The sequence below is a fragment of the Nocardia sp. NPDC051321 genome, from assembly GCF_044455225.1.
Lineage (GTDB): Bacteria > Actinomycetota > Actinomycetes > Mycobacteriales > Mycobacteriaceae > Nocardia.
This window is the reverse complement of record NZ_JBITEM010000001.1, coordinates 600792-623247: the sequence shown is the minus strand read 5'-3', so window position 1 is coordinate 623247 and position 22456 is coordinate 600792. Positions and strand designations below refer to the sequence as shown.

Annotated in this window: 27 protein-coding genes; 18 read left to right on the top strand and 9 right to left on the bottom strand. The window is 67.7% G+C overall.

All coding sequences use genetic code 11. From position 1 onward, the window contains the following. Positions 1-47: 47 nt before the first annotated feature. Both ACIA8C_RS02965 and ACIA8C_RS02960 read right to left on the bottom strand, forming a co-directional pair. Positions 48-314 carry a hypothetical protein gene (locus tag ACIA8C_RS02965; RefSeq protein WP_397130536.1) on the bottom strand — a complete coding sequence of 89 codons (267 nt, stop codon included), beginning with the start codon at positions 312-314 and terminating at the stop codon, positions 48-50. After that, complete coding sequence (locus ACIA8C_RS02960; RefSeq protein WP_397130535.1) at positions 311-1165, bottom strand: PHP domain-containing protein; 855 nt, start codon at positions 1163-1165, stop codon at positions 311-313. The genes ACIA8C_RS02965 and ACIA8C_RS02960 overlap by 4 nt, the downstream gene beginning before the upstream one ends. 143 nt (positions 1166-1308) lie before the next feature. On the opposite strand from ACIA8C_RS02960, the gene ACIA8C_RS02955 reads away from it, so the two are divergent. Further along, positions 1309-2385 (top strand): magnesium and cobalt transport protein CorA, encoded by a 1077-nt coding sequence (locus ACIA8C_RS02955; RefSeq protein ID WP_397130534.1) that lies wholly within the window; start codon positions 1309-1311, stop codon positions 2383-2385. Positions 2386-2391: 6 nt separating this feature from the next. On the opposite strand, the gene ACIA8C_RS02950 is transcribed toward ACIA8C_RS02955, so the two are convergent. Genes ACIA8C_RS02950 through ACIA8C_RS02940 form a run of 3 tightly spaced genes read right to left on the bottom strand, consistent with a single transcriptional unit; the run spans position 2392 to position 4449 of the window. Next, positions 2392-2973 (bottom strand): suppressor of fused domain protein, encoded by a 582-nt coding sequence (locus ACIA8C_RS02950; protein WP_397130533.1) that lies wholly within the window; start codon positions 2971-2973, stop codon positions 2392-2394. Positions 2974-2976: 3 nt separating this feature from the next. Then, positions 2977-3468: a general stress protein gene (locus tag ACIA8C_RS02945; protein ID WP_396994006.1), complete on the bottom strand. Its 492-nt coding sequence runs from the start codon at positions 3466-3468 to the stop codon at positions 2977-2979. Positions 3469-3480: 12 nt separating this feature from the next. Continuing rightward, on the bottom strand, positions 3481-4449 hold the full coding sequence (locus ACIA8C_RS02940; RefSeq protein ID WP_397130532.1) for an HpcH/HpaI aldolase/citrate lyase family protein: 969 nt from the start codon (positions 4447-4449) through the stop codon (positions 3481-3483). Positions 4450-4500: 51 nt separating this feature from the next. Between ACIA8C_RS02940 and ACIA8C_RS02935 the strand changes: the two genes are divergently transcribed. The 9 genes from ACIA8C_RS02935 (at position 4501) to ACIA8C_RS02895 (ending at position 12214) form a co-directional block, all read left to right on the top strand. Beyond that, on the top strand, positions 4501-5787 hold the full coding sequence (locus tag ACIA8C_RS02935; protein WP_396994008.1) for a magnesium transporter MgtE N-terminal domain-containing protein: 1287 nt from the start codon (positions 4501-4503) through the stop codon (positions 5785-5787). Then, the gene (locus ACIA8C_RS02930) at positions 5780-6343 is read left to right on the top strand and encodes a DUF1003 domain-containing protein (protein WP_396994009.1); all 564 of its coding nucleotides are present in this window, start codon (positions 5780-5782) and stop codon (positions 6341-6343) included. Before ACIA8C_RS02935 ends, ACIA8C_RS02930 begins: the two co-directional genes overlap by 8 nt. 360 nt (positions 6344-6703) lie before the next feature. After that, complete coding sequence (locus ACIA8C_RS02925; RefSeq protein WP_397130531.1) at positions 6704-7900, top strand: lytic murein transglycosylase; 1197 nt, start codon at positions 6704-6706, stop codon at positions 7898-7900. Between the two features lie 113 nt (positions 7901-8013). Then, the gene (locus ACIA8C_RS02920; protein WP_396994011.1) at positions 8014-8877 is read left to right on the top strand and encodes a lytic transglycosylase domain-containing protein; all 864 of its coding nucleotides are present in this window, start codon (positions 8014-8016) and stop codon (positions 8875-8877) included. A 19-nt stretch (positions 8878-8896) separates the two neighbouring features. Next, complete coding sequence (locus tag ACIA8C_RS02915) at positions 8897-10030, top strand: Mrp/NBP35 family ATP-binding protein (protein ID WP_396994012.1); 1134 nt, start codon at positions 8897-8899, stop codon at positions 10028-10030. A gap of 93 nt (positions 10031-10123) precedes the next feature. Further along, on the top strand, positions 10124-10444 hold the full coding sequence (locus ACIA8C_RS02910; RefSeq protein WP_396994013.1) for a DivIVA domain-containing protein: 321 nt from the start codon (positions 10124-10126) through the stop codon (positions 10442-10444). Between the two features lie 11 nt (positions 10445-10455). After that, positions 10456-11049, top strand: coding sequence for a DNA-3-methyladenine glycosylase I (locus tag ACIA8C_RS02905; RefSeq protein ID WP_397130746.1), 594 nt, complete (start codon positions 10456-10458; stop codon positions 11047-11049). A 141-nt stretch (positions 11050-11190) separates the two neighbouring features. After that, positions 11191-11358 carry a DUF3117 domain-containing protein gene (locus ACIA8C_RS02900; protein ID WP_011211259.1) on the top strand — a complete coding sequence of 56 codons (168 nt, stop codon included), beginning with the start codon at positions 11191-11193 and terminating at the stop codon, positions 11356-11358. Then, positions 11345-12214 (top strand): putative RNA methyltransferase, encoded by an 870-nt coding sequence (locus ACIA8C_RS02895; protein WP_397130530.1) that lies wholly within the window; start codon positions 11345-11347, stop codon positions 12212-12214. Before ACIA8C_RS02900 ends, ACIA8C_RS02895 begins: the two co-directional genes overlap by 14 nt. Positions 12215-12293: 79 nt before the next feature. Here the strand turns inward: ACIA8C_RS02895 and glgA are convergent, their stop codons facing one another. Next, a complete protein-coding gene (glgA, locus tag ACIA8C_RS02890; protein ID WP_397130745.1) occupies positions 12294-13451 on the bottom strand; it encodes a glycogen synthase in 1158 nt (385 codons plus the stop codon). A 138-nt stretch (positions 13452-13589) separates the two neighbouring features. Between glgA and glgC the strand changes: the two genes are divergently transcribed. The 3 genes from glgC to ACIA8C_RS02875 are packed head-to-tail and all read left to right on the top strand — an operon-like array spanning position 13590 to position 16532. Beyond that, entirely contained in the window at positions 13590-14804 is a 1215-nt protein-coding gene (gene glgC / locus ACIA8C_RS02885) for a glucose-1-phosphate adenylyltransferase (protein ID WP_396994015.1), read from the top strand. Between the two features lie 45 nt (positions 14805-14849). Continuing rightward, positions 14850-15350 carry a hypothetical protein gene (locus ACIA8C_RS02880; protein WP_397130529.1) on the top strand — a complete coding sequence of 167 codons (501 nt, stop codon included), beginning with the start codon at positions 14850-14852 and terminating at the stop codon, positions 15348-15350. 27 nt (positions 15351-15377) lie between these two features. Continuing rightward, positions 15378-16532 carry a DUF6545 domain-containing protein gene (locus ACIA8C_RS02875; RefSeq protein ID WP_397130528.1) on the top strand — a complete coding sequence of 385 codons (1155 nt, stop codon included), beginning with the start codon at positions 15378-15380 and terminating at the stop codon, positions 16530-16532. On the opposite strand, the gene ACIA8C_RS02870 is transcribed toward ACIA8C_RS02875, so the two are convergent. From ACIA8C_RS02870 to ACIA8C_RS02860, 3 genes are all read right to left on the bottom strand, one after another. Further along, positions 16510-16737: a hypothetical protein gene (locus tag ACIA8C_RS02870; protein WP_397130527.1), complete on the bottom strand. Its 228-nt coding sequence runs from the start codon at positions 16735-16737 to the stop codon at positions 16510-16512. The two genes, ACIA8C_RS02875 and ACIA8C_RS02870, sit on opposite strands and share 23 nt — an antisense overlap. A gap of 342 nt (positions 16738-17079) precedes the next feature. Beyond that, positions 17080-17319, bottom strand: a complete 240-nt coding sequence (locus ACIA8C_RS02865) for a hypothetical protein (protein ID WP_397130526.1) — start codon at positions 17317-17319, stop codon at positions 17080-17082. Between the two features lie 84 nt (positions 17320-17403). Continuing rightward, a complete protein-coding gene (locus ACIA8C_RS02860) occupies positions 17404-18036 on the bottom strand; it encodes an O-methyltransferase (protein ID WP_379280751.1) in 633 nt (210 codons plus the stop codon). Between the two features lie 297 nt (positions 18037-18333). On the opposite strand from ACIA8C_RS02860, the gene sigE reads away from it, so the two are divergent. The 5 genes from sigE to ACIA8C_RS02835 all read left to right on the top strand — a co-directional run bounded on the left by sigE (position 18334) and on the right by ACIA8C_RS02835 (position 22420). Continuing rightward, a complete protein-coding gene (gene sigE / locus ACIA8C_RS02855; RefSeq protein ID WP_397130525.1) occupies positions 18334-18993 on the top strand; it encodes an RNA polymerase sigma factor SigE in 660 nt (219 codons plus the stop codon). A gap of 62 nt (positions 18994-19055) precedes the next feature. Then, entirely contained in the window at positions 19056-19445 is a 390-nt protein-coding gene (locus tag ACIA8C_RS02850; RefSeq protein ID WP_397130524.1) for a hypothetical protein, read from the top strand. Positions 19446-19455: 10 nt separating this feature from the next. Continuing rightward, positions 19456-21009, top strand: a complete 1554-nt coding sequence (locus ACIA8C_RS02845; RefSeq protein ID WP_397130523.1) for a trypsin-like peptidase domain-containing protein — start codon at positions 19456-19458, stop codon at positions 21007-21009. Between the two features lie 33 nt (positions 21010-21042). After that, a complete protein-coding gene (gene tatB / locus ACIA8C_RS02840; protein ID WP_357381040.1) occupies positions 21043-21459 on the top strand; it encodes a Sec-independent protein translocase protein TatB in 417 nt (138 codons plus the stop codon). A 103-nt stretch (positions 21460-21562) separates the two neighbouring features. Next, positions 21563-22420, top strand: a complete 858-nt coding sequence (locus ACIA8C_RS02835; RefSeq protein ID WP_396994024.1) for a hypothetical protein — start codon at positions 21563-21565, stop codon at positions 22418-22420. The last annotated feature ends 36 nt before the right edge of the window (positions 22421-22456 follow it).

The window sequence follows — 22456 nt, the reverse complement described above, 5'->3', positions numbered from 1 at the left end:
TATTTATCGCTGCCGTATTCGATCTGTTGTCAGCGGAGCGCCGCTAATCAGCTCCACCACTGGGTCCAGAGCAATAATCCGGCGGCAACAAAAACAACCGCAGATCCGGATAAAGCGGCAAAACCCCGACGTTTGTCCGAATAAATCTGTGCCGCAACGGCAATCACCGCCGACGCCACGTGCCAGGCCACCGATTCGCTACCCGGGCCGGGGAAGTCCCGCCGCGCCGCGATCACGGCGGTGCCGATGACGACGAGCAGCAGCGCGACGGTGCCCGCGGCGACCGCCCCGCTGACTCCGCGCACCACTTTCACGAGGAGATCACCGGCACGCCGGTCGCCTTGCCCGCCAGCACCTCGAATTGCGCCGGGTCGGTGGTGAACTGGCCGAGGTGGATGGTCTTGTTCGCACCGTGATAGTCCGAGGAGCCGGTGGTGAGCAGGCCGAGTTCAGCGGCCAGGTCGGCAAGCACGGCGCGATCCTCGGCCGAGTGGTCCGGATGGTCGAGCTCGAGTCCGCCGAGGCCGAGGGTGGCCAGCTCACGGATGTCGTCCAGGGCGAGCAGCCTGCCCCGCTTGCGAGCCCGCGCGTGCGCGACCACGCTCACCCCGCCCGCGGTGGCGATCATCTCGACCGCGCGGCGCAACGGCGTGTCGGCCTTTTCGGCGTAGTACGGGCCGTGCGGCGCGAGTAATTCCTCGAACGCGGCGTCGACACTCGGCACCACGCCCGCAGCGACCAGGGCCCTGGCCAAATGCGGACGACCCGCGGACGGCCCGGCCGAGGCGAGCACGGCATCGGGATCGATCGGCAAGCCGTCGGCCACCATGCGGTCGGCCATGGCACGCACCCGCTGGATCCGTTCGGCGCGCAGCCGCTCGCGTTCGTCGGCGAAACTGCGATCGGTCGGGTCGAACAGATAGGCCAGCAGATGCACCGGCACCGGCCAGCCGTCCTCGCCGAGGCCGATGCACGACATCTCCATGCCACGGACCAGCGTCAACCCCTTCGGCAGCGCGTCGACCGCCGCGGACCAGCCGGACGTGGTGTCGTGGTCGGTGATCGCGACGACGTCCAAGCCTGCGGCGGCCGCGTTCCGGACCAGTTCGGCCGGGCTGTCGGTTCCGTCGGACGCGGTGGAATGGGTATGCAAGTCGATGCGCACGCCCTCAGTCTTACAGTGCGCGACCGGCCAGTGCGATCGGCGGCGTTCGCGAGTTCATGCCCGGTGACACTTCGCTAGAGCTTCCCGGCCTCGCAGCGAGCGCAAGCCGGGGACCGCACGCGCAGGGGACGTAGCATCGCGATGTGCCATCGATTCCGCCGCTACCGTCGTTCCGCGGCGCGGGCCGGCCGGCCCGCGCCCTGCCGCGGATCCCGATCCCGACCGCGCGGGCGATTGTCGACTGCGGCGTCTATGTCGAGGGACGGCGGCTGCCGGGCCGATTCACCCACCAGGACGCGTTGGCCGAGGTGCACAACCGCGGCGCCGGGTTCGTCTGGGTCGGCCTGCACGATCCCGACGAGGCCCAAATGGCCGATATCGCGCAGACATTCGGGCTGCACGCGCTCGCGGCCGAAGACGCCGTCACCGCGCATCAACGCCCCAAGCTGGAACGCTACGACGACACCCTGGTGCTGGTGATGCGCACGGTCGCCTACGTCGAGCACGAACTGCACAGCATCAGCGAGATCGTGGAGACCGGCGAGATCATGGTTTTCACGGCGCCCGACTTCGTGGTGTCGGTCCGCCACGGCGAGCACTCCGAGCTCGCCTCGCTTCGCAAGGAGCTGGAGGCCGACCCGGCGCAGCTGATGTTCGGCACCGGTGCGGTGCTGCACGCGATCGCCGACCATGTGGTGGATTCGTATATCGAAGTGGCACAGTCGGTCGAGCTCGATATCGATGCGATGGAGGAAGAGGTCTTCACCCCGCGCAGCCAAGTCGCGATCGAGTCGATCTATCAGCTCAAACGCGAAGTCGTCGAACTCCGCCGGGCGGTGAACCCACTCGCGATTCCGCTCCAGCTGCTCGGCCACAAGCCGGATATCCCGCTGCCCAAGGAGATTCGGCGTTACATGCGGGATGTGGCCGACCATCACGCCGGGGTCGCCGAGCGCATCAGCGACTTCGACGAGGCGCTGAGCGCGCTGATCAGCGCCGCGCTCGCCAAGGTCGGCGTGCAGCAGAACACCGACATGCGCAAGATCTCGGCGTGGGTCGCCATCGCCGCGGTGCCGACGATGATCGCGGGCATCTACGGGATGAACTTCACGCACATGCCCGGATTGGCAGCGCCGTCGGGGTTTTGGCTGGTGATCGTGGTCACGCTGGCCATCTGCGTCGGGCTGTACGCCAACTTCCACCGCAACAACTGGCTCTAGCCCGAATTACAAACTGGCGGCGCCTCGTTCGGGGTCGCGCACGTCGATGCCCGCCTCGGCCCACGCGTCCCGCAACGCCTGCGCCCCGCGCACCCGCACCCATGCCGCCTCGGTGGCGGTCACCGGCGTCACCGCGAAGTAGTGCACCGGCTCGGCGGGCGCGGGCAGCACCACCTCGGGAATCCCGCTGTCCCCCAACAAAACCGCGGAGAATGGCGCGCCCTGCCACATCGGCTCACCCAGGTCCATCAGCGCATCCGCTTGCAGCACAACGCCTTCCACCGCGGGCGCGGCGGCGAGCACGCCGAGCGTCTTGGCCAGCCCCGAGCTCGCGCCCGCCGTGCCACGCAGCGTGAGCACCAGCTCGGCCCGCGGCCCCTGCACCGGATCGGCAAGCAGCGCAGTGGGATCGCCCATCGGATGCCGGGAACCGCCCACCGTCGCGTAGTGCACCAGCTCGCCGTCCACGATCCGCAGGATCTCGATCGGCTCCAACCCGAGGAACGTCACCGACGCCGAATCGACGCCGGTCGCCTGCACACCGAAATGGTCGAGCACACCGGCGCGGACCGTCGACACCACCTCCATGCGTCAGATGGCCAGCCGCGCAAGCATGTCCCGCGCCTGTTCCGCGGACTTCGGGTCGCACAGCACGTCGTAACGCCCGGCCACCAGCTGCATGGTGGACGCGAAGTCGCGCTGCCCCTTGGTCGCCGCGTACGGGATCGAGGTGGAGATGACGCCGAAGATGACGCCGCCGACCAGGCCCACCAGCAGCGGACCGAGCGCACCGCTGGTGGTGAACAGGCTCAGCAGCAAGCCGAGGAACAGGCCGAGCCAGGCGCCGCTCACCACACCGCCGCCGATGACCTTGCCCCACGTCAGCCGGTAGAGGACCCGCTCGACCTGCATGAGGTCGACGCCGACGATGGTCACGTCCTGCACCGGGAACTGCCCGTCGGCCAGGTAGTCGACGGCCTTCTGCGCCTCGGCGTAGGTGGGATAGGAACCGACCGGCCAGCCGGACGGCGGCGTCGGCAGGGCCTGCCGAGCGCGATTCGAGTTCCCCAAGGGATTCGTCATGTCTCTATTCTGCTATTTCGGCCGGTTTTCCGGGGGCGTGAAACGCGTGGTTCGCGTCATTGCCGCGGCCCGGCCCTTTTCCGCGATCACCTGAGCCATTTTCGCACTGGCCTCATCGATCATTTCGTCGCCGAGCATGACCGCACCGCGGGCGCCGCCCTCGGCCGAGGTGTGGAAGGCGTACGCGTCCAGGATCAGCTCGGCCCGATCGTAGTCGGACTGACGCGGGCTGAATATCTCGTTGGCGGCCTCGATCTGGCCGGGATGCAGCACCCACTTGCCGTCGAAACCGAGCGCGGCGGTGCGCCCGGCGGCCCGCCGGAAACCGTCCACGTCGCGAATCTGCAGGTACGGTCCGTCGATCGCCTGCAGGCCGTGCGCGCGAGCGGTGAGCAGGATGGTCATCAGGATGTGGTGATAAGCATCACCGGTGTCGTAGCCCTCCGGCTGTTCGCCGACCACCAGGGTGCGCATGTTGATGCTGGCCATGAAGTCCGCGGGGCCGAACACCAGCGCCTGCACGCGCGGGCTCGCGGTGGCGATCTCGTCGATGTTGCGCAGTCCCAACGCGTTTTCCAGCTGCGGCTCGATGCCGATCCGGCCGACCTCGAGTCCGGTCGCCTTCTCCAACTGGGTGAGCAGCAGATCCAGCGCGCGCACCTGACCCGCGTCGGTCACCTTCGGCAGCAGGATGGCGTCCAGCGCGTTGCCCGCGCCCTCGACGATGGTGATCACGTCCGTGTAGGTCCACTGGGTGGTCCAGTCGTTGACGCGGACCACCCGCAATTGTGATCCCCAGTCGGAATCGTTGAGCGCCGCCACGATATTCGCTCGCGCCTCGGCCTTGGCGGGCGGTGCGACAGCGTCCTCCAGGTCGAGAAACACCTCGTCGACGGGCAGGCCCTTGGCCTTTTCGATCATTTTGATATTGCTGCCGGGACAGGCGAGCACCGAGCGGCGCGGCTTCAAGATCACTCCCATCGATCGTGGCGTGGTACTGACACCCGCCCGCGAACCTCTAGCCTGGCAAGCATGGCAGCTACCAGGGTGTACGTCGCCAGGCTGGCCGGCCTGGTGGTGTTGGGACCGGACGGCGAGTCTATCGGCCGGGTCCGTGATGTCGTCGTGGCCATCCGGTACGACCGACAACAGCCCCGCATTCACGGCCTCGTCGTCGAATTACCCACGCGGCGGCGCATTTTCGTGCCCATCCTGCGGGTCACCGCGATCGAGCCCGGCGTGGTGACGCTGAACACCGGGACGGTGAGCCTGCGCCGATTCACCCAGCGACCCGGCGAGATGCTCGCACTGGCGCAGATCGTGGATTCCTCGGTGCGCGTGGAGGATCCGGACCTGCCCGACCTCGTCGGCGTGGATGTCGTCGTGGTCGATCTCGGCATGGAACAGGCCCGCACCAGGGATTGGCGGGTGACCAGGGTCGCGGTGCGCGGACACCGCCGGATCGGGCGCCGCCGCACCGTGCACGTGGTGGATTGGATCCATGTCACCGGGCTGACCCCGACCGACATCGACCGGCCTGGCCAGGAGGTCACCCAGCTGCTCGAGCAGTACGAGGGATTGCGCGCCGCCGACGTCGCGCACCTGCTGCGCGAGCTGCCGGAGAAACGCCGCCTGGAGGTGGCGGTCGCGCTCGACGACGAGCGGCTCGCCGATGTGGTGCAGGAGCTGCCCGACGACGAGCAGGTCGATCTGCTCGGTCATCTGGAGGTGCGGCGCGCCGCCGACGTGCTGGAGGCGATGGATCCCGACGACGCCGCCGACCTGCTCGGCGAGCTGCCGGTGGGCGAGGCCGAATCGCTGCTCGCGCTGATGGATCCGGAGGAGTCCGAACCGGTCCGCAGGCTGCTCGAGCATTCCCCGTACAGCGCGGGCGGCCTGATGACGCCGAAGCCGGTGATCCTCACGCCGTCCACCACGGTCGCCGAGGCGCTGGCCCGGGTGCGCAACCCCGATCTGACGCCTGCGCTGGCCTCCATGGTGTTCGTGGTCCGGCCGCCGACCTCGACCCCCACCGGCCGGTATCTCGGCTCGGTGCACATTCAGCGGCTGCTGCGGGAACCGCCGGCCAATCTGGTCGGCGGCATCCTCGACGCGGGTCTGGCCCCGCTGCGTGCCGACGTCCCGCTGGCCGCCGTGACCCGCTATTTCGCGACGTACAACCTGGTCTGCGGCCCGGTGGTCGATGAGGAGAACCATCTGCTCGGCGCGGTCAGCGTCGACGACGTGCTCGACCATTTGCTACCCGATGACTGGCGCGATCAGGAAGAGCTACACGAAGGGATAGCTGGGCATGATTGACAAAGTCGGCGGCGCGCGGCAGCGGCTGGAGACGCCGGTCGAGTCCCGGTTCCGCATCGATTGGGACGCGGACGCGCTCGCGCGCAGCAGCGAACGCGTCGCCCGATTCCTCGGCACCGGCCGCTACCTGGCCATACAGACGATCATCGTCATCGTTTGGATCGCGTTGAATGTCGGCGTCATCGCGTTGCGCTGGGATCCATATCCGTTCATTCTGTTGAATCTGGCGTTCTCTACCCAGGCCGCCTACGCCGCGCCATTGATCCTGCTCGCGCAGAACCGGCAGGACAACCGCGACCGGGTCGCGCTGGAGGAGGACCGGATGCGGGCCGCCCAGACCAAGGCGGACACCGAGTTTCTCGCCCGCGAACTCGCAGCACTGCGGATCGCGGTCGGCGAAGTCGCGACTCGCGACTATTTGCGCAGGGAATTGGAGGAGATGAAGGAGATACTCGATCGGATCGAGGGCGCGGGCACCAGCACGCCGCAACGCAAGAAGAGTTCCGGCCGAAAGCAGGCGCCAGCCCCGGTTTCACCGGCTGTAGCTGACGATTGACCGGAAATACCGAACAACTACCTGACTGGTGGGTAACCTGGACAGCGTTGTCCCGAGCGGCGCCGGGAAGGGGATGTCCCAGATAGCCGCTCACACGACGTAGAGGATTGGTGTGGCTGAATGCGTATATCTGCTCCGATAACCGTCTCGGCCCTGGTCGTAGCCGGTCTGGTCGCCTCCGGCTCAGCCTCTGATCCCTCCTCCCCGGCCGGCGCGCCCACCGCACCGGAAGCTTTGCTGGCCGCCTCGACGAATGCCGCCGGGTCCGCGGCCGGCTCGGGTAAGTCGAGCGAGACCGGACTGTCTAAGACAGTTGGTCTCCTTCCGGTCACCCAGGAATCTCCCCGCAAACTCCGGGCAATGACACCGTCCGACGGCTCGGCGCCGTTCGCCGGACGGGTGCCGCTGCAGGAGATCTCGCTCCCCCTGATCGGCGGCGCGCTCGGTATCCCGGAGGTCGTGCTCGCGGCGTATCGCAACGCCGAACTCGCGCTGGAATCCTCCACGCCCGACTGCGGGTTGTCCTGGAGTCTGCTGGCCGGCATCGGCCGGATCGAATCGGGCCACGCGGGCGGCGGCCGCACCGACGCCGCGGGCACCACGGTCTCGCCGATCTACGGCCCCGCGCTCGACGGCACGCTGCCCGGTAACGAAATCATCAAGGAGGCCAGCGGCGGTTACGTCCGCGCGGTCGGCCCGATGCAATTCCTGCCCGGCACCTGGGCCCATTACGCCGCGGACGGTAACGGCGATGGTGTCGCCGACCCGAACAATGTCTTCGATGCCGCGCTCGCCGCGGGCAAGTACCTGTGCTCGGGCGGGCTGAACCTGCGCGATCAAGGCCAGGAACTCCAGGCGGTGCTGCGCTACAACAACTCGGCCGCCTACGCGGCCAACGTGCTCAGCTGGGCGGCGGCCTACCGCACCGGCGGCGCGCCGACCCAGGTGACCATCTCGCCCGACCTGATCCCGCCGGGCAGCGCGCCCGCCCAGGTGCCCGACATGACGGCGGTGACCTACACCAGCAACACGCCGACCACGACGGCCCCGACGACGCCGCAGACCAGCACGACCACACCGACGCCGACCGAGGTGATGATCACCATCCCCGGTCTGCCGCCGATCCCGTGCGGCATCTTCTGCCCGCCACCGCCCAAGCCGCTCAATCCCTGTGAGCCCGCGGTGATTCCGGCCCCGATGCCGCAGCCCGGCGAGCCGGTCGCGCCCGCGATCGTGCCGGGGGCACCAGCACAGACCTTCGGCGCCGGAGCGGCCGCGCCGAAGGATCCCGCGCACCCCGAGCAGGATGCCGCGCCGGTCGCACCCGTCGCGCCGGTCTGTACGCCGCCGGATGCCGCCCAGCAGCAGGCGCAGCCACAACAAGCGCCCGCACCCGGGCAGCAGGCCGTACAGACGCCGGAAGCGGCACCGGAAGCCCCGCCGACGGTTTCCGTCGAGCCTGCCGCCCCGACCGTGGACGCGGCGCCGACCCAGCAGCCGGGCATCACGTTGCCGTTCGGCATCGTGATTCCGCTGCCGCCCGCCCCCCAGGGCTGACGCCACACTCGAAGCAGGTCACGAAGTAGTAACAAAAAGGTCTCGGATGCGGTAGTCTCCTCTTCGTCAGATCACGAAGGGCTCACATCGAGCCGTTGGAGGGTCACCGCACAGTGGGGCGTCACCGAAAACAACCAGCTGTCACCGTTAAACGCAGCTCGGTTATCGCATTGACCGGTTTGGTTCCCGCTGGACTGATGGCGTGCACCGCCGCGTCCAATGTGGGAAATGGGAGTGCCGCGGCAGCGGTGGAACAGCACCTTCCGGGGGACGATCAGGACGCACAGGGTGCCAAGCCCGCGACACTGATGACAGATCCTGGCGCAACAACCGAATTCGTAGCCAACAAGATGGCCAAGCCGAGCGGTCCGCCGGTGGTGAAAAGCGTTGCGCTGGCCGATGGCAGGCAGCTCGCGGCACTGCCCGCCGGACCGATGGGTGTTCCCGGCATCGCGGTCGCGGCCTATGAGAACGCCGAACGCATCCTCGCCGAGGAGAACCCGGGCTGTGCCATGCCGTGGTCGATGCTCGCCGGGATCGGCCGCGTCGAGTCCACGCACGCGTACGGCAAGGCCGACGCCGACGGCAACCCGCTCACCGCGGTCTACGGCCCGGTGCTCGACGGAAGCCTGTACGGCAACAACGTCGTTCGGGACACCGACGGCGGCGAGCTGGACGGCCTGGCCGGTTACGACCGCGCCATCGGCCCGATGCAGTTCCTGCCGCAGACCTGGAAGCGGTATGCCGCCGACGGCAACGGTGACGGCATCGCCGATCCACAGAACCTCTTCGACGCGGCACTGACCGCCGGAAAGTACCTGTGCGACGGCGGTTTGAACATGCGCGACCTGGCCCAGCAGTCCAAGGCGATCCTGCGCTACAACAACTCGATGGCCTACGTCGCCAATGTCATGGCCTGGGAAACCTCCTACGCCAATGGCGTGGCACCACGGGCCGGGGACCTGCCCAGAATTTGACACGCCTAAAATTCCTGCCATGCCAGTAGTTACGGAATCGGATGTGCGGGGCGCGCTCGCGAAGGTCGACGATCCGGAGATCCGCAAGCCGATCACCGAACTCGGCATGGTGAAGAGCATCGCGATCAACCCGGACAGCAATGTCCACATCGAGATCTACCTGACCACGGCGGGCTGCCCGCTGCGCACCGAGATCATCCAGCGGGTCACCAAGGCCGTCGCCGACGTGTCCGGCGTCGGCGCGGTCACCGTCGACCTCGACGTGATGAACGACGAGCAGCGCACCAACCTGCGCAAGCAGCTGCGCGGCGACTCCGCCGACCCGGTCATCCCGTTCGCCCAGCCCGGCTCGATGACCCGCGTGTACGCGGTCGCGTCCGGTAAGGGCGGCGTCGGAAAGTCCAGCGTCACAGTCAACCTCGCCGCCGCCATGGCCGCGCGCGGGCTCTCGGTCGGCATCCTGGACGCCGACATCTACGGTCACTCGATTCCGCGCATGCTCGGCACCGACGCCCGGCCGACCCAGGTCGAGAAGATGATCATGCCGCCGCAGGCGCACGGCGTGAAGATGATCTCCATCGCGCAGTTCACCAAGGGCAATACGCCGGTGGTGTGGCGCGGCCCGATGCTGCACCGGGCGCTGCAGCAGTTCCTCGCCGACGTGTTCTGGGGCGACTTGGACGTGCTGCTGCTCGACCTGCCGCCGGGCACCGGCGACATCGCCATCTCGATCGCCCAGCTGATCCCCGGCGCCGAGATCCTCGTCGTCACCACTCCGCAGATCGCCGCCGCCGAGGTGGCCGAGCGCGCGGGCGCGATCGCGCTGCAGACCAGACAGCGGATCGCGGGCGTGGTGGAGAACATGTCCTGGCTCGACCTGCCCGACGGCAGCCGGATGGAGCTCTACGGTTCCGGCGGCGGTCAGGTGGTCGCCGATCGCCTGACCCGTGCCGTCGGCGCCGACGTACCGCTGCTCGGACAGGTGCCGATCGAACAGGCCGTGCGGGAAGCGGGCGACGAAGGCACGCCGATCGTGCTGAGCGCCCCCGACTCCGCCGCGGGCAAGGCGCTGCTCGACATCGCCGACAAGCTGGCCGTCCGGCGCCGCGGGCTGGCGGGCATGTCGTTGAACATCGACACCACGCGGCGCTAGTCCGCAGCTGCGCGTATTCCCGGTGAACGCCGAGTCCGATTTCCGCGCGGACTGTGCGGGCCGGCTGTCGGTGGGTGGCAATATGCTCGTTCCATGCTCACGTTGCTGTTGTACGTGCTGATCGTCGGTCTCGTTGCCGCGGTGCTGTTCCTGCTCGCCAGTGCGGTGTTCGGGCGGGCCGAGGAACTCGGGCCGCTGCCGGAGGGCACCACCGCGACCGTGCTGCCCGCCGAGGGGATCTCCGGCGCCGATGTCCGGTCGCTGCGGTTCCAGCAGGTGGTGCGCGGTTACAAGGCCTCGGAGGTGGACTGGTCGCTGGCCAGGCTCGCCGCCAGGATCGACGAGTTGCAGCACCAATTGGCGGAGGCGCAGGCCGCGCGGTGGCAGACGCCGGTCGCACCGGAACCGCAGTGAGCCCGGCCGCGCTGGTCCGCGCCGAGGACGACGGCCGGATCCGTTGCTCTTGGCCGCTGGAGTCCCAGCTGTACCGCGACTATCACGACTTCGAGTGGGGCAAGCCGCTACACGGCGACGACGCCCTGTTCGAGCGACTGTGTCTCGAGGCCTTCCAGTCGGGGCTGTCGTGGATCACCATCCTGCGCAAGCGACCCGCGTTCCGTGCCGCGTTTGCCGAGTTCTCCATCGAGCGCGTCGCCGAGTTCGGCGAGGCCGACACGGCGCGTCTGCTCGCCGACCCGGGCATCGTGCGCAACCGGCTGAAAATCGACGCGGCGATCAGCAACGCCCGGGTCGCACGCGAACTCGATATCGGACTGGACACGCTGCTCTGGTCGTTCGCGCCCGCCCAACGGCCGCGCCCGAAAACCGGTGCCGACGTGCCCGCCAGCACACCCGAATCCGTAGCTCTGGCAAAAGAATTGAAGCGGCGCGGGTTCCGCTTCGTCGGGCCGACCACAGCCTACGCACTGATGCAGGCGACCGGGATGGTAGACGATCACCTGGCCGATTGCTGGGTCGGTAGCGACGTGTCCAACACAGTCCGACCGGTCACTTTTTGAACTCAGGTATCCGTCCACATCCGCGATAGGGAAGAATGGGACAGGTGTAGCTCGCCAAATGCCGGCGAGCTCGCTGGTTGGTGACAACTGGAGTTCCAAGAAAGTGCGCAGCATATCGCGCAGATCTGGAGGGAGCAGAGGATGGCGGCCATGAAGCCCCGTACCGGGGACGGTCCCCTCGAGGCAACCAAGGAAGGGCGTGGAATCGTCATGCGGGTTCCACTCGAGGGTGGCGGGCGTTTGGTCGTCGAACTCACGCCGGACGAGGCCGCGGCGCTCGGCGACGAACTGAAGAGTGTCACCAGCTGATACCTCAGCGCTGGCCGCTGTGGCCGGTCTGCTGGCTTGCCCGGAATGCGCGCTCGAACTCGAGCCGTGTGATCGGGTACTGCGCTGTGCACACGGGCACAGTTTCGACATAGCCAAGCAGGGCTATGTCAGCCTGCTGACCGGCGCGTCCACCAAAATGACCGGTGACACCGCGGCCATGCTGGACGCGCGCGCCACCTTTCAAGGTGGGCGACATTTCGCACCGATCGCCGCGGCGCTAGCAGCAGCGGTCGGGCCGGACAAGCATGCGTCCGGCACCATACTGGAGGTGGGCGCGGGCACCGGCTACTACTTGGCCGGTGCGCTCGACGCCGCCCCTTCGACTTTGGGCATCGCGCTGGACGTGGCCAAACCGGCCGCCAAACGCTGCGCCCGCGCACATCCACGGGCCGCATCGGTACTAGCCGACGCCTGGCGCGGCCTACCCGTCCGCGACGGCACCCAACGCGCCGTCCTTTCCGTGTTCGCACCACGCAACCCCGCCGAGGTCGCCCGCGCGCTGACCGACCACGGCAGTTTCATCGTCACCACCCCCACCAACCGACACCTGCACGAGCTGATCGGCCCACTCGGCATGGTGACCGTCGACCCGGACAAGGATCGCAGGCTCGACACAGCCATGTCCGGCCACTTCACCGCGGCAGATCGCACCCTGATCGAGTACCCGATGAAACTCACGAGAGCCGACGTGGCGAACATCGTCCGCATGGGCCCCTCCGCCCACCACACACTCGCCGAAGACCCCCGCCTCGCAACCCTCGCCGACACCACCGAGGTCACCGCTTCAGTCCTGGTATCGACCTACGTGAAAGCAGTCGCTAACCGATCGACGTGAGTCAAAAGGTCGCTTTACAAGATCTTTTGGCGACCATTTGACTCACGTCGATGGGTGCTCTCGGCCGCGGTAGGTGAGGTCAGGACTTGCGGACCTGTTCGTAGACGCCGACGGTCTGTGCGGCGATTTGTGACCAATCGAATTCGGCGATCGCCCGGGCCCGCCCCGCCGCGCCGAACTCGGCGGCCAGCGCAGGATCACCGGCGACCTCGTTGATGGCCGCGGCCAACGCTCGCTCGTACTCCTCGGGCGCACTCGGGTCGTAGTGCACCAGCCGCCCGGTGCCGCCGTCGACGACCACCTCCGGGATGCCACCGACATCCGAGGCGACCACCGCGGTCGCGCACGCCATCGCCTCCAGATTCACGATGCCGAGCGGCTCGTACACCGACGGGCAGACGAATACCGTGGCCGCGGCCAGGATCTGCCGGATCTGCTCGGTGGGCAGCATCTCGCGCACCCAGAACACGTTGCCCCGGCTGCGCTGCAGTTCCGCCACCGCGGCGGCCGTCTCCGCCTCCAGTTCCTTGGTGTCCGGCGCGCCCGCGCACAGCACCAGTTGGATCTCCGGATCGAACTCGCGGGCCGCGGCCAGCAGATGCCCGACGCCCTTCTGCCGGGTGATCCGCCCGACGAACGCCACCATCGGCCGGTCCGTCCGCACCCCGAGCACGGCGAGCACCGGTCGCGCGCCCGCCGCCACCGGCCCCGGGTACCACATGCCCGCGTCGATGCCGTTGTGCACCACGTGCACCCGGTCCGGGTCGACCGCGGGATAGGCGTCGAGCACGTCGTGGCGCATGCCCTCGCTCACCGCGATGATCGCGTCCGCGTGCTCCACCGCGTTGCGTTCCGACCACGAGGACAGCCGATAGCCGCCGCCGAGCTGTTCGGCCTTCCACGGCCGTCGTGGCTCCAGCGAATGCGCGGTGAGTACGTGTGGGATGCCGTAGAGCGTGGCCGCGAGGTGCCCGGCCAGGCCGGTATACCAGGTGTGTGAGTGCACGACGTCCACCTGCCCGGCGGCGTCGGCCATGCGCAGCTGCGCGGACATCATCTGCAATGCGGCGTTGGCGGCGTAGAGCTGCGGATCGGGTTGGTGCACTACGGCATCGGTACGCGCGACACCCATGCAATGCACGGTGACCTCGCACAGTCGTCGAAGCTGCGCAGTCAACTGCGTCACATGCACCCCGGCCCCGCCGTATACCTCCGGTGGGTACTCGCGGGTCAGCATCGCGACCCGAAGGCGGTCCTGCGCGCCGGAATCCGCCGTCGAGCGCCCGGTGTCCGTGCCGAAACTCACCAGGTTCAAAGTAGACGTTCACCTCCGCTGGGGCCACTCGCGCGCCGGTTACCCGGTAGTTTGGCAGGTGTGAGGAGCCAGCCGCACGTACTCGGGATCGTGCTCGCCGGTGGCGAGGGCAAGCGACTCTTTCCACTCACGGCGGATCGTGCCAAACCAGCGGTGCCATTCGGCGGCGCGTATCGACTGATCGATTTCGTCCTCAGCAACCTGGTCAACGCGGGTTTCCTGCGCTTGTGCGTGCTCACCCAGTACAAGTCGCACTCGCTGGATCGGCACATCTCGCAGACCTGGCGGCTGTCCGGTTTCGGGGGCGAATACATCACGCCGGTGCCCGCGCAGCAGCGGCTCGGGCCGCGTTGGTACACCGGCAGCGCCGACGCGATCATGCAGTCGCTGAACCTGATCTATGACGAAGACCCCGACTACATCGTGGTTTTCGGCGCCGACCACGTGTACCGGATGGATCCGGAACAGATGGTCAACCACCACATCGAGTCCGGCGCGGGCGTCACCGTCGCGGGCATCCGGGTGCCGCGCAGCGAGGCCAGCGCGTTCGGCTGCATCGACTCCGACGAATCCGGCCTGATCACCCAGTTCCTGGAGAAGCCCGCGCATCCGCCCGGCACGCCCGACGATCCCAATGTCACTTTTGCGTCAATGGGCAACTATGTCTTCACCACCAAGGTGCTGGTGGATTCGATCAAGGCCGACGCCGACAACTCCGACTCCGATCACGACATGGGCGGCGACATCATCCCGGCGCTGGTCACCGCGGGCCAGGCCGGCGTCTACGACTTCGCCGACAACGAGGTGCCCGGCGCCACCGAACGCGACCGAGGCTACTGGCGCGACGTCGGCACCATCGACGCCTTCTACGACGCGCACATGGACTTGGTCTCCGTGCACCCCGTCTTCAACCTGTACAACCGGCACTGGCCGATTCGCGGCGCCGCCGAGAACCTGCCGCCCGCGAAGTTCGCTCAGGGCGGGCTTGCCCAGGAGTGCATCGTCGGGGCGGGCAGCATCCTTTCGGCCGCCACGGTCCGCAATTCGGTGCTCAGTTCCAATGTGGTGATCGACGACGGCGCGACCGTCGAGGGCAGTGTGCTGATGCCTGGTGTCCGGATCGGCCGCGGCGCGGTGGTGCGCCGGGCCATCCTGGACAAGAACGTGGTGGTCGGCGAGGGCGAGATCATCGGTGTCGACCTTGAGCGCGATCGCGAGCGGTTCGCCGTCAGTAATGGCGGCGTCGTCACCGTCGGCAAGGGTGTTTGGGTGTAGCGAAATATTGGACAGCGGGGCCGCCCGGCCCGGAAGATAGCACCTATGGTCAGGCGCGCACGGTCCGATCCCGCACTGAATCAGGTTCGCGCGCTGGCCGCTTCGCTCGAGGTGCCGCGACCGTGGCGGTTGCGGACCTTCGTCGATCATGTCGCGACCTTGCTCGGCAAGCCGATCACCTTGCTCCCGCAACCCGATCTGACGGCCGAGGGTTTTCCGTGCGGGGTGGTCATCGAACGCCCGGACAGTTTCGTCGTCGCCTTTGATGCCGCGAGCTCCGGCTATCACACCGACCACATCGTGCTGCACGAGATCGCGCACCTGCTGCTGGACCACGCGGGCTATGTGTCCCCGACGTCTCGCCATCGAACGCTGCGGCAGTTGTTCGCCGAAATCGACACCGACGTGGTGCTTCGCGTGCTGGCCCGCACCGACTACGACGACATCCTGGAGAGCCAGGCGGAACTGTTCGCGTCCTTGGTGATGTCCGAAACCGATGCGCCCCGTCCGGGTTCCATACTCGGCCGGGCAATCTTCCAACGGTAGCGGCGCGCGCTGATGCTACCGAGCGCCGTGACGCTGCCGATCACGCTGGCGTCCTGGCTGTTGCTGATCATCCGGCTGCTGCGGTTCCGCACCACCCTGGTCGACCGTCGAATCAACATGATGCTCGCCTTGCTGACCGAGATCCTGACCACGCACGAACCGACGCTGCGCCACCAGCTCAGCGCACTCACCGGCGGGCACCTGAGCCCGGGACTGATCTACCAGTTCGGCGCCATCGGGTTCATGCTGACCGCCGCGGCGAGCCTGTTGCTCGCGGCGGCGATGCTCGGCCGGACGCCGTCGGCCACCGCCGTCTATGGGCTGGCGGGCGCGTCCTGTGTGGTGGCGCTGCTCTGTAGCGGACCGGCGCAGGGGTCGAGCCCGGAGACGATGTATCAGCAACCGGGGTGGGGACAGTTCGGCTTCTGGTTAGCGCTGGCGCCGATGTCGTATTGGATGGTCTTCTACAGCGGCCGGGTGTGCGTGGCCGAGATGCGCAAGCAGCACGATCACCGCGAACGCACCTTGCACGCCCTGTTTCTCGGGGCCGCGTGCACCGTGTTCCTGATGTTCAGCCTGACGCTGGTCAGCACGGGCCTGCGGTCGTTCGGGCACGAGAGTTGGCTGACGCGTGCGCAAATCGTCATCGACGGCAACGCCGTGTTCGGCCAGGTGCTGCCGTTGCTCGGCATCGGCGCGGTCTCCGTCGTGTCCTGGTTCTTGGACCGGGCCGGGCTCGATTCCTGGTCGCGTCGCCGAAAGCGGCTGCTGCCGTTGTGGTTCGACCTCACCGCGGCCTGTCCCGAGATCGTTCATCGCATCTCGACGCCGGTCGCCGCGCACCGGAGCCGGTATTTCCTGCACCGCACCGTCATCGAGATCCGCGATAGCGTGCTCATTTTGGCCAGGTACGCCACGCCGACGCCGGCGCACCTGTGCGCGGAGATCGGCAAGGTCCGAGCCGGGCCCGAACGCGAAGCACTCGATCTCGCGGTCCGCCTCGTGCGCGCCTGCGCCGCTAAGACCCGTGGCGACGTACCGGCGGGCACCTGCGCGCTGCGGCACTGCGCCGGTGCCAATCTGGTGGAAGAAGCCACCCAGCTCGCCGCTGTCGCGGCACAGTGGTCGCGCGCTCGCGCCCTCGTCGACGACGAGACGATCAGAGCGGCGGCGCGGGCGTAGCCGGGCAGAACGGCGCGCAGGGGCCCGGCGTGCGTGGCACAGTCGACCGCGACGGCTGGCCGAAATCGGCGGTGCTTACCAGGTACACCACCAGCATCGCGGCCATCAGGACCAGGGCGAAGGCGACCAGCGCCCCGCCCCAGTGGATCTGCGGGCGCCCGTCGTCATCGTTGTTGTTGCTGTTGTTCAAGATGTAGTAGATCACTCGGCTCGCACCTCTCCGCATACCCCCGCCCGGGGCAGCACCGATCTGGTATCGGATGTGCTCTGAGCAGCATGCGCCTCGAATCGCCGCACTGTTGCTGTATTCGGCGACTCGGCCGAAACGGCGCTGGGACCGGCCCACCCCGCCAGGGTCGGTCGCCAGCGTTCCGGCAAGCCTTCGTGCGCGCTCGTGCTCGGCCCCCCACTGCGAACGCGACCTGTCGAAGGCGAACCGACCATCGTACATCCATTGCGGGGCTTCATATTCCGTGACGTATCACCAACGGACCGCGCAATGTCCGGCACAACAAGCGAATTGGCGAGTCTCCGGCGCGCGCCGAAACTACTGACCGGGCGCGGGCGGCGCGGGCGGCGCCGTGCAGAACGGTTCGCACGACCCGTGCGTCGGCGTGACTTTCGCTGGGCCGGTATCGAAATCGGCGTTACTCACCACCACCATCGCGATCACCGCGGCGGCAATGATCAAGCCGAAGAAGAGCAGCGCGGGCCGCAGCCAACTCGATCGAGTTTCGAAGATGGTGTGGCCGATGTGGCCGATTTCGAACAGTTCGTGCCCACGCATTGCGGTACCTCCGCACCCTGAATACCCGGTGCAGGATAAGGAAACCGCGATGTCGGTACGGATTTGGCGGGGCGTGCGCCGCGACTAACCACGCGAGGCGCAGAGCAAACCGTCGCCGACCGGAATCAGCACGCTGGTGAGTTCCGGATCCTCGGCGATCGCGCGGGTGGCCGCGCGCACCGCCTGGGTCGCCGGATCACGTTGCGCCGCATCGGGTACCCGCCCGCCGAGCAACGCGTTGTGCAACAGAATCGCGCCACCCGCACGCAGCAGGCGCACCGCCTGGGTGACGTATTGCGGGTGCTCGAGCGGTGCGGCATCGATGAACACCAGGTCGTAGGCGCCGTCGGCGAGGCGGGGTAGCACGTCCAGCGCGCGGCCGTTGATCAGCCGGGTGCGCGCAGGCGGAATCTCCGCGGCACGGAAAGCCTCCTTGGCAGCGCGCTGGTGCTCCGGCTCGGAATCGATGGTGGTCAGCGTGCCGTCCTCGCGCATGCCGTCGAGCAGCCACAACCCGCTGATCCCGGCACCGGTACCGACCTCGACCACGGCTTTGGCGTCGAGCAGCTGCGCGTACATGCTGAGCAGCGCCCCCACCGACGGTGGCACCGGCACCGCGCCGAGTTCGGTGGACCGTTCGCGCGCGCTGACGAGGATCTCGTCTTCTACGACGGATTCCTCCACGTAGGCGAGATTTCGCTCCAAATTCGATGCCACGCCTATGAGGTTAATGCTGGGCAGCGGGTATCGGCGTGCTGAAGTCCACGCGCCGCTGAGCAATCTCCCCGCCAGTTTTCTCAGGTGTCCCTCAGCATCTCCATATCCAGGCCATATCAGGACAGTAAAGAGTAGGGGCAACGCAAGACCAACAGACCGCCTCGACACGGGACACGGGAACAACAACGGACAGGTTGTCGGTTGTATCCCTACGTAACGGTTTCCGGTCCGAAAGAGATTTCGGATCGAAGCTATGTTCCGAGTTTACGGTCCCTAGTAGGAGGTAGCCCCATCCACATGGTCGATGCGGCGCGTGAGCACGCCACCCTGCCAGAGCAGATTCTGCCGATCGAGTCCGACGCCGCTGAAGAGGCCATGGATCTCACCGGTACCGCTGCCTTCGATGCCACCGGTGACCGGGCGGCCATGCCGTCATGGGACGACCTGGTTCGCGAACACGCCGACCGTGTCTACCGCTTGGCCTACCGTCTTTCCGGCGACGCCCAGGATGCCGAGGATCTGACGCAAGACACCTTCATCCGGGTTTTCCGTTCGCTGTCCAGCTACCAGCCGGGCACCTTCGAGGGCTGGTTGCACCGCATCACCACGAACCTGTTTCTCGACATGGTCCGTCGCCGCAACCGCATCCGGATGGAAGCGCTGCCCGAGGATTACGACCGGGTCCCGTCCGAAGGCCCCGACCCGGAGCAGGCTTATCACGACGCTCGCCTCGACCCGGATCTGCAGCGCGCGCTCGATTCGCTCGCGCCCGAATTCCGCGCCGCGGTGGTGCTGTGTGACATCGAGGGCCTTTCCTACGAGGAGATCGGCGCTACGCTCGGCGTGAAACTCGGCACCGTGCGCAGCCGGATTCATCGCGGGCGGCAGGCACTGCGCGACTACCTTGCGCATAATGGAAGTGAGCAGCGGCTCGCTGCTGAAGCAAGTATCGGGTGAGCTGGACGAAGCCGGCATCGCCCTACGGTTCGAATGATGTCGGTTGGAAGGGTGAGCACCGAATGAGTGGCGACTCCAGCACGCCCGGTCGTCGTCCGCCTCGATTCCGTCCCACCGAGCATCTGGCCAGCGAGGCGATCGCGGCCTATGTGGACGGCGAGTTGCGGATGAACGCCTATCTGCGTGCCGCCCAACATCTTTCTCTGTGCCCGGAATGCGCGGCCGAGGTCGACGCACAGCAGCAGGCGCGTATCGCGCTGCGCCAGTCGGGCCCCATCTCGATTCCGCACGGGCTGCACGACAGCCTGACCCGAATTCCGCTCGCCGATCTTCCCGGCGCCGCGTCGAGTCAAACTTCGGGCAGCAACGGGACTCCGCGCAACGAGGCAGTTTTCGGCTTTCTGACCGATTCATTTGCCGCGACTCGGTGGACTACGTGGTGGCGCAAGTAGAGTTTGCCGGGTGACGACGGAATCGACGAATACCGGATCGGCCGAGACCCCGGATCGCGTCCAGGGCGGGCCCACGGATTCGGTAGCCGACAGGGGAAATCTGAGGCCGCCGGACGCACCCGTATTGGGCCCGCGACCGGTATATCGCCCCCATGTCGACAACCACACCGCGCACGCTTTCCGCAGGCCCGCAGGTCAGCGGGGTTCGTTTGCCGAGCCGCTCCCCCGTGGCGCACAGCCGGTGGCGGGGCAGGACATGCAGAACCGTCCGCCGGACACCGTGCTCGCCGAGGCATTCGGGCGCCCGGAAGGTTCCACCGAACTCCTGCAGCGCGACCCTGACGCGGCCAACGGCGCCGAGACCGTCGCCGGGCCCGTCGATCCGTGGCGTGATCCGGACTCCGCTGCCAGGCTCGGCGCCCCCGCGGTGCCGACCCCGAAGGCCCAACCGCTGCCGCAGGCCCGGCGCCTCAGCGCGCGCGAGGTCCTGTTCGGCTCGCGAGTAGCCCCCAAGGCGCTTGCCCTGCTCGCTCTCGTCGCGCTCGCCATCGGCGTGCTCGGCGGCCTGGTCGGCAGGCTGACCGCCGAACAGGCCTCCGATCTGACCTCGCGCAAGGCGACGCTGGAGCAGAGCGCGGGCGGCGAGCAGCCGCACAGTCAGATCGCCAAGGTCGCCAACGCGGTCCTGCCTTCCGTCGTGTCGATCAGCGTCATTGTCGGCGACAACGGTGCCACCGGCTCCGGCGTGGTGATCGACGGCCTCGGCTATATCGCCACGAACAATCACGTGGTCTCGATGGCCGCGCAGGACAAGACCAACAAGGCCGCCATCAAGGTCACCTTCTCCGACGGCAGCAAGGTGCCCGCGCATATCGTCGGCCGCGACCCGAAGTCCGACCTGGCCGTGCTCAAGGTCGATGTGAAGAACCTCACCGTCGCCAACCTCGGCAAGTCCAATGACGTCCAGGTCGGTGACGAGGTGCTGGCCATCGGCTCCCCGCTCGGCCTGAGCAGGACGGTCACCTCCGGCATCGTCAGCGCGCAGCACCGCCCGGTGAAACTGCAGGGCGAGGGCAGCGACACGAACGCGGTGATCGACGCGGTGCAGACCGACGCCTCGATCAACCCGGGTAACTCCGGTGGCGCGCTGGTGGACATGGAGGGCCGGGTCATCGGCATCAATACCGCCATCCGCAGCGAGACCGGCGGCTCGGTCGGCCTCGGCTTCGCCATCCCGGTGGACCGGGTGACCGAGGTGGCGCAGATCCTGATCAGGGACGGCGCGATCCACCACCCGACCATGGGTCTCAGCCTGCGCAGCAAGACGGTGGCGAATGAGCAGATGACCGGAGCCGAGGTCGCCGACGTCACGCAGGGCGGTCCGGCGGCCAAGGCCGGGATCGTGGAGAAGGACGTCATCGTGAAGGTCGGCGACCGCGAGGTGACCGGTCCGGACGAGCTCGTTGTCGCGGTGCAGTCGCGCAAGATCGGCGACACGGTGAACGTGGTGTTGATCCGGGACGGCAGGCAGGTGGACGTGCCCGTCACCCTGGAATCCGACTGAGTTCCTTGTCCAATCGCCGGGTAACCTGATTACGTGTTCAGCAATATCGGCTGGAGCGAGATGATGATCTTGCTCGTCGCCGCCCTTGTGATCCTCGGACCGGAGCGACTGCCCGGCGCGGTTCGCTGGACCACGCGCAGCCTGCGTCAGGTGCGCGACTACGCCAGCGGCGCGACCTCGCAGCTGCGCGACGAGCTCGGTCCGGAGTTCGAGGACCTGCGCAAGCCGCTGGCCGACCTGAACGAACTGCGCGGTATGTCCCCGCGCTCGATGGTGACCAAACACCTTCTCAACGGCGACGATTCGATCTTCCGCAACATGGAGGACGCGCTGCCGGACAAGAAGGACCTCTACGGCACCGGCGGCGCGATGCCGGATTATCCGATGCCGAAGCTGGAAAAGCCGTTAGAGCGCAACGAACGTCCACCGATCGACACCGACGCGACCTGACCGCACCGCGGTTTCGTCAAAGCTGGCGCAAACGCGTCACGAGAAGGGTGCAGTGTCAAGAGTTCTAGACCCTTTGGCGTGTCCAGCTGTCTAGACTTCCCACATGTCGGCCGATGACGTGGCGCGCGTTTTCGCGATCGAGGACAAGGTCGAGCGACTCAAAGCGGCCACCGATGGTGTGGCTGCGGCCCAGCAGACCATCAACGAGCTCACCAGGATTCGCCGTGCGGTGATCCGGGAGCTACACGCCGAGGGCTGGACCTTCGCCAGAATCGGTGCGGCAGCCGGACTTTCCCGTGCGCGCATCCATCAGGTGAGCACCCAGGGTCCGGCGCCGGAGGGTCTGTTCTTCGGGCACGGGACGCTCACGGTGCTGGTGCCGGAGGTGCGGGCGGGCCGGGTGATCGGCGCACCGGATCCCGCGGCGCCGCACCGGCTGGTCGAGCTGCTCCGCGAGCTCGGCTTCACCGCCTCGGTCGAACACTTCCTACCCGGGCGACCGGTCGACCTGAACCGGGACGGCCTGGTCGTGCTCGGCGGGCCGGAACTCTCGCCGAGCGTGCGTCAGCTGATCGCCGCCGACCCGCGGCTGCGGCGCGCGGTGGCCAGGGCGGGCGACGCCAGGCGCGGCATCGAGGACCGGGCCGCGCGCCGGGTCTATCGGCCCGGCGGACCCGACCCACACGACATCGCCTACCTGGCTCGACTGCCGCGTCCGGATGGGCGCGGCTCGGTGCTGATGATCGACGGCATGCACCCGCCGGGCTCGCTGGGTGCCATCCGATTGCTCGCCACCCGGCTGGCCACCCTGCACGAACGCGCGGGCACCCACCTGTTCTCGGTGCTGGTGGCCTGCAGGTTCGACCGGGCGACCGGCGAACCTCTAGAGGCCGAGCTACTCACCCCGGTTTATCGGCACGACCCCGAAAACCGTTTGCCCGCACCGGGTATCCGTCGCTGACCAGCGCACCCCGCCGACGCTCGGCGCGCGGTCTGC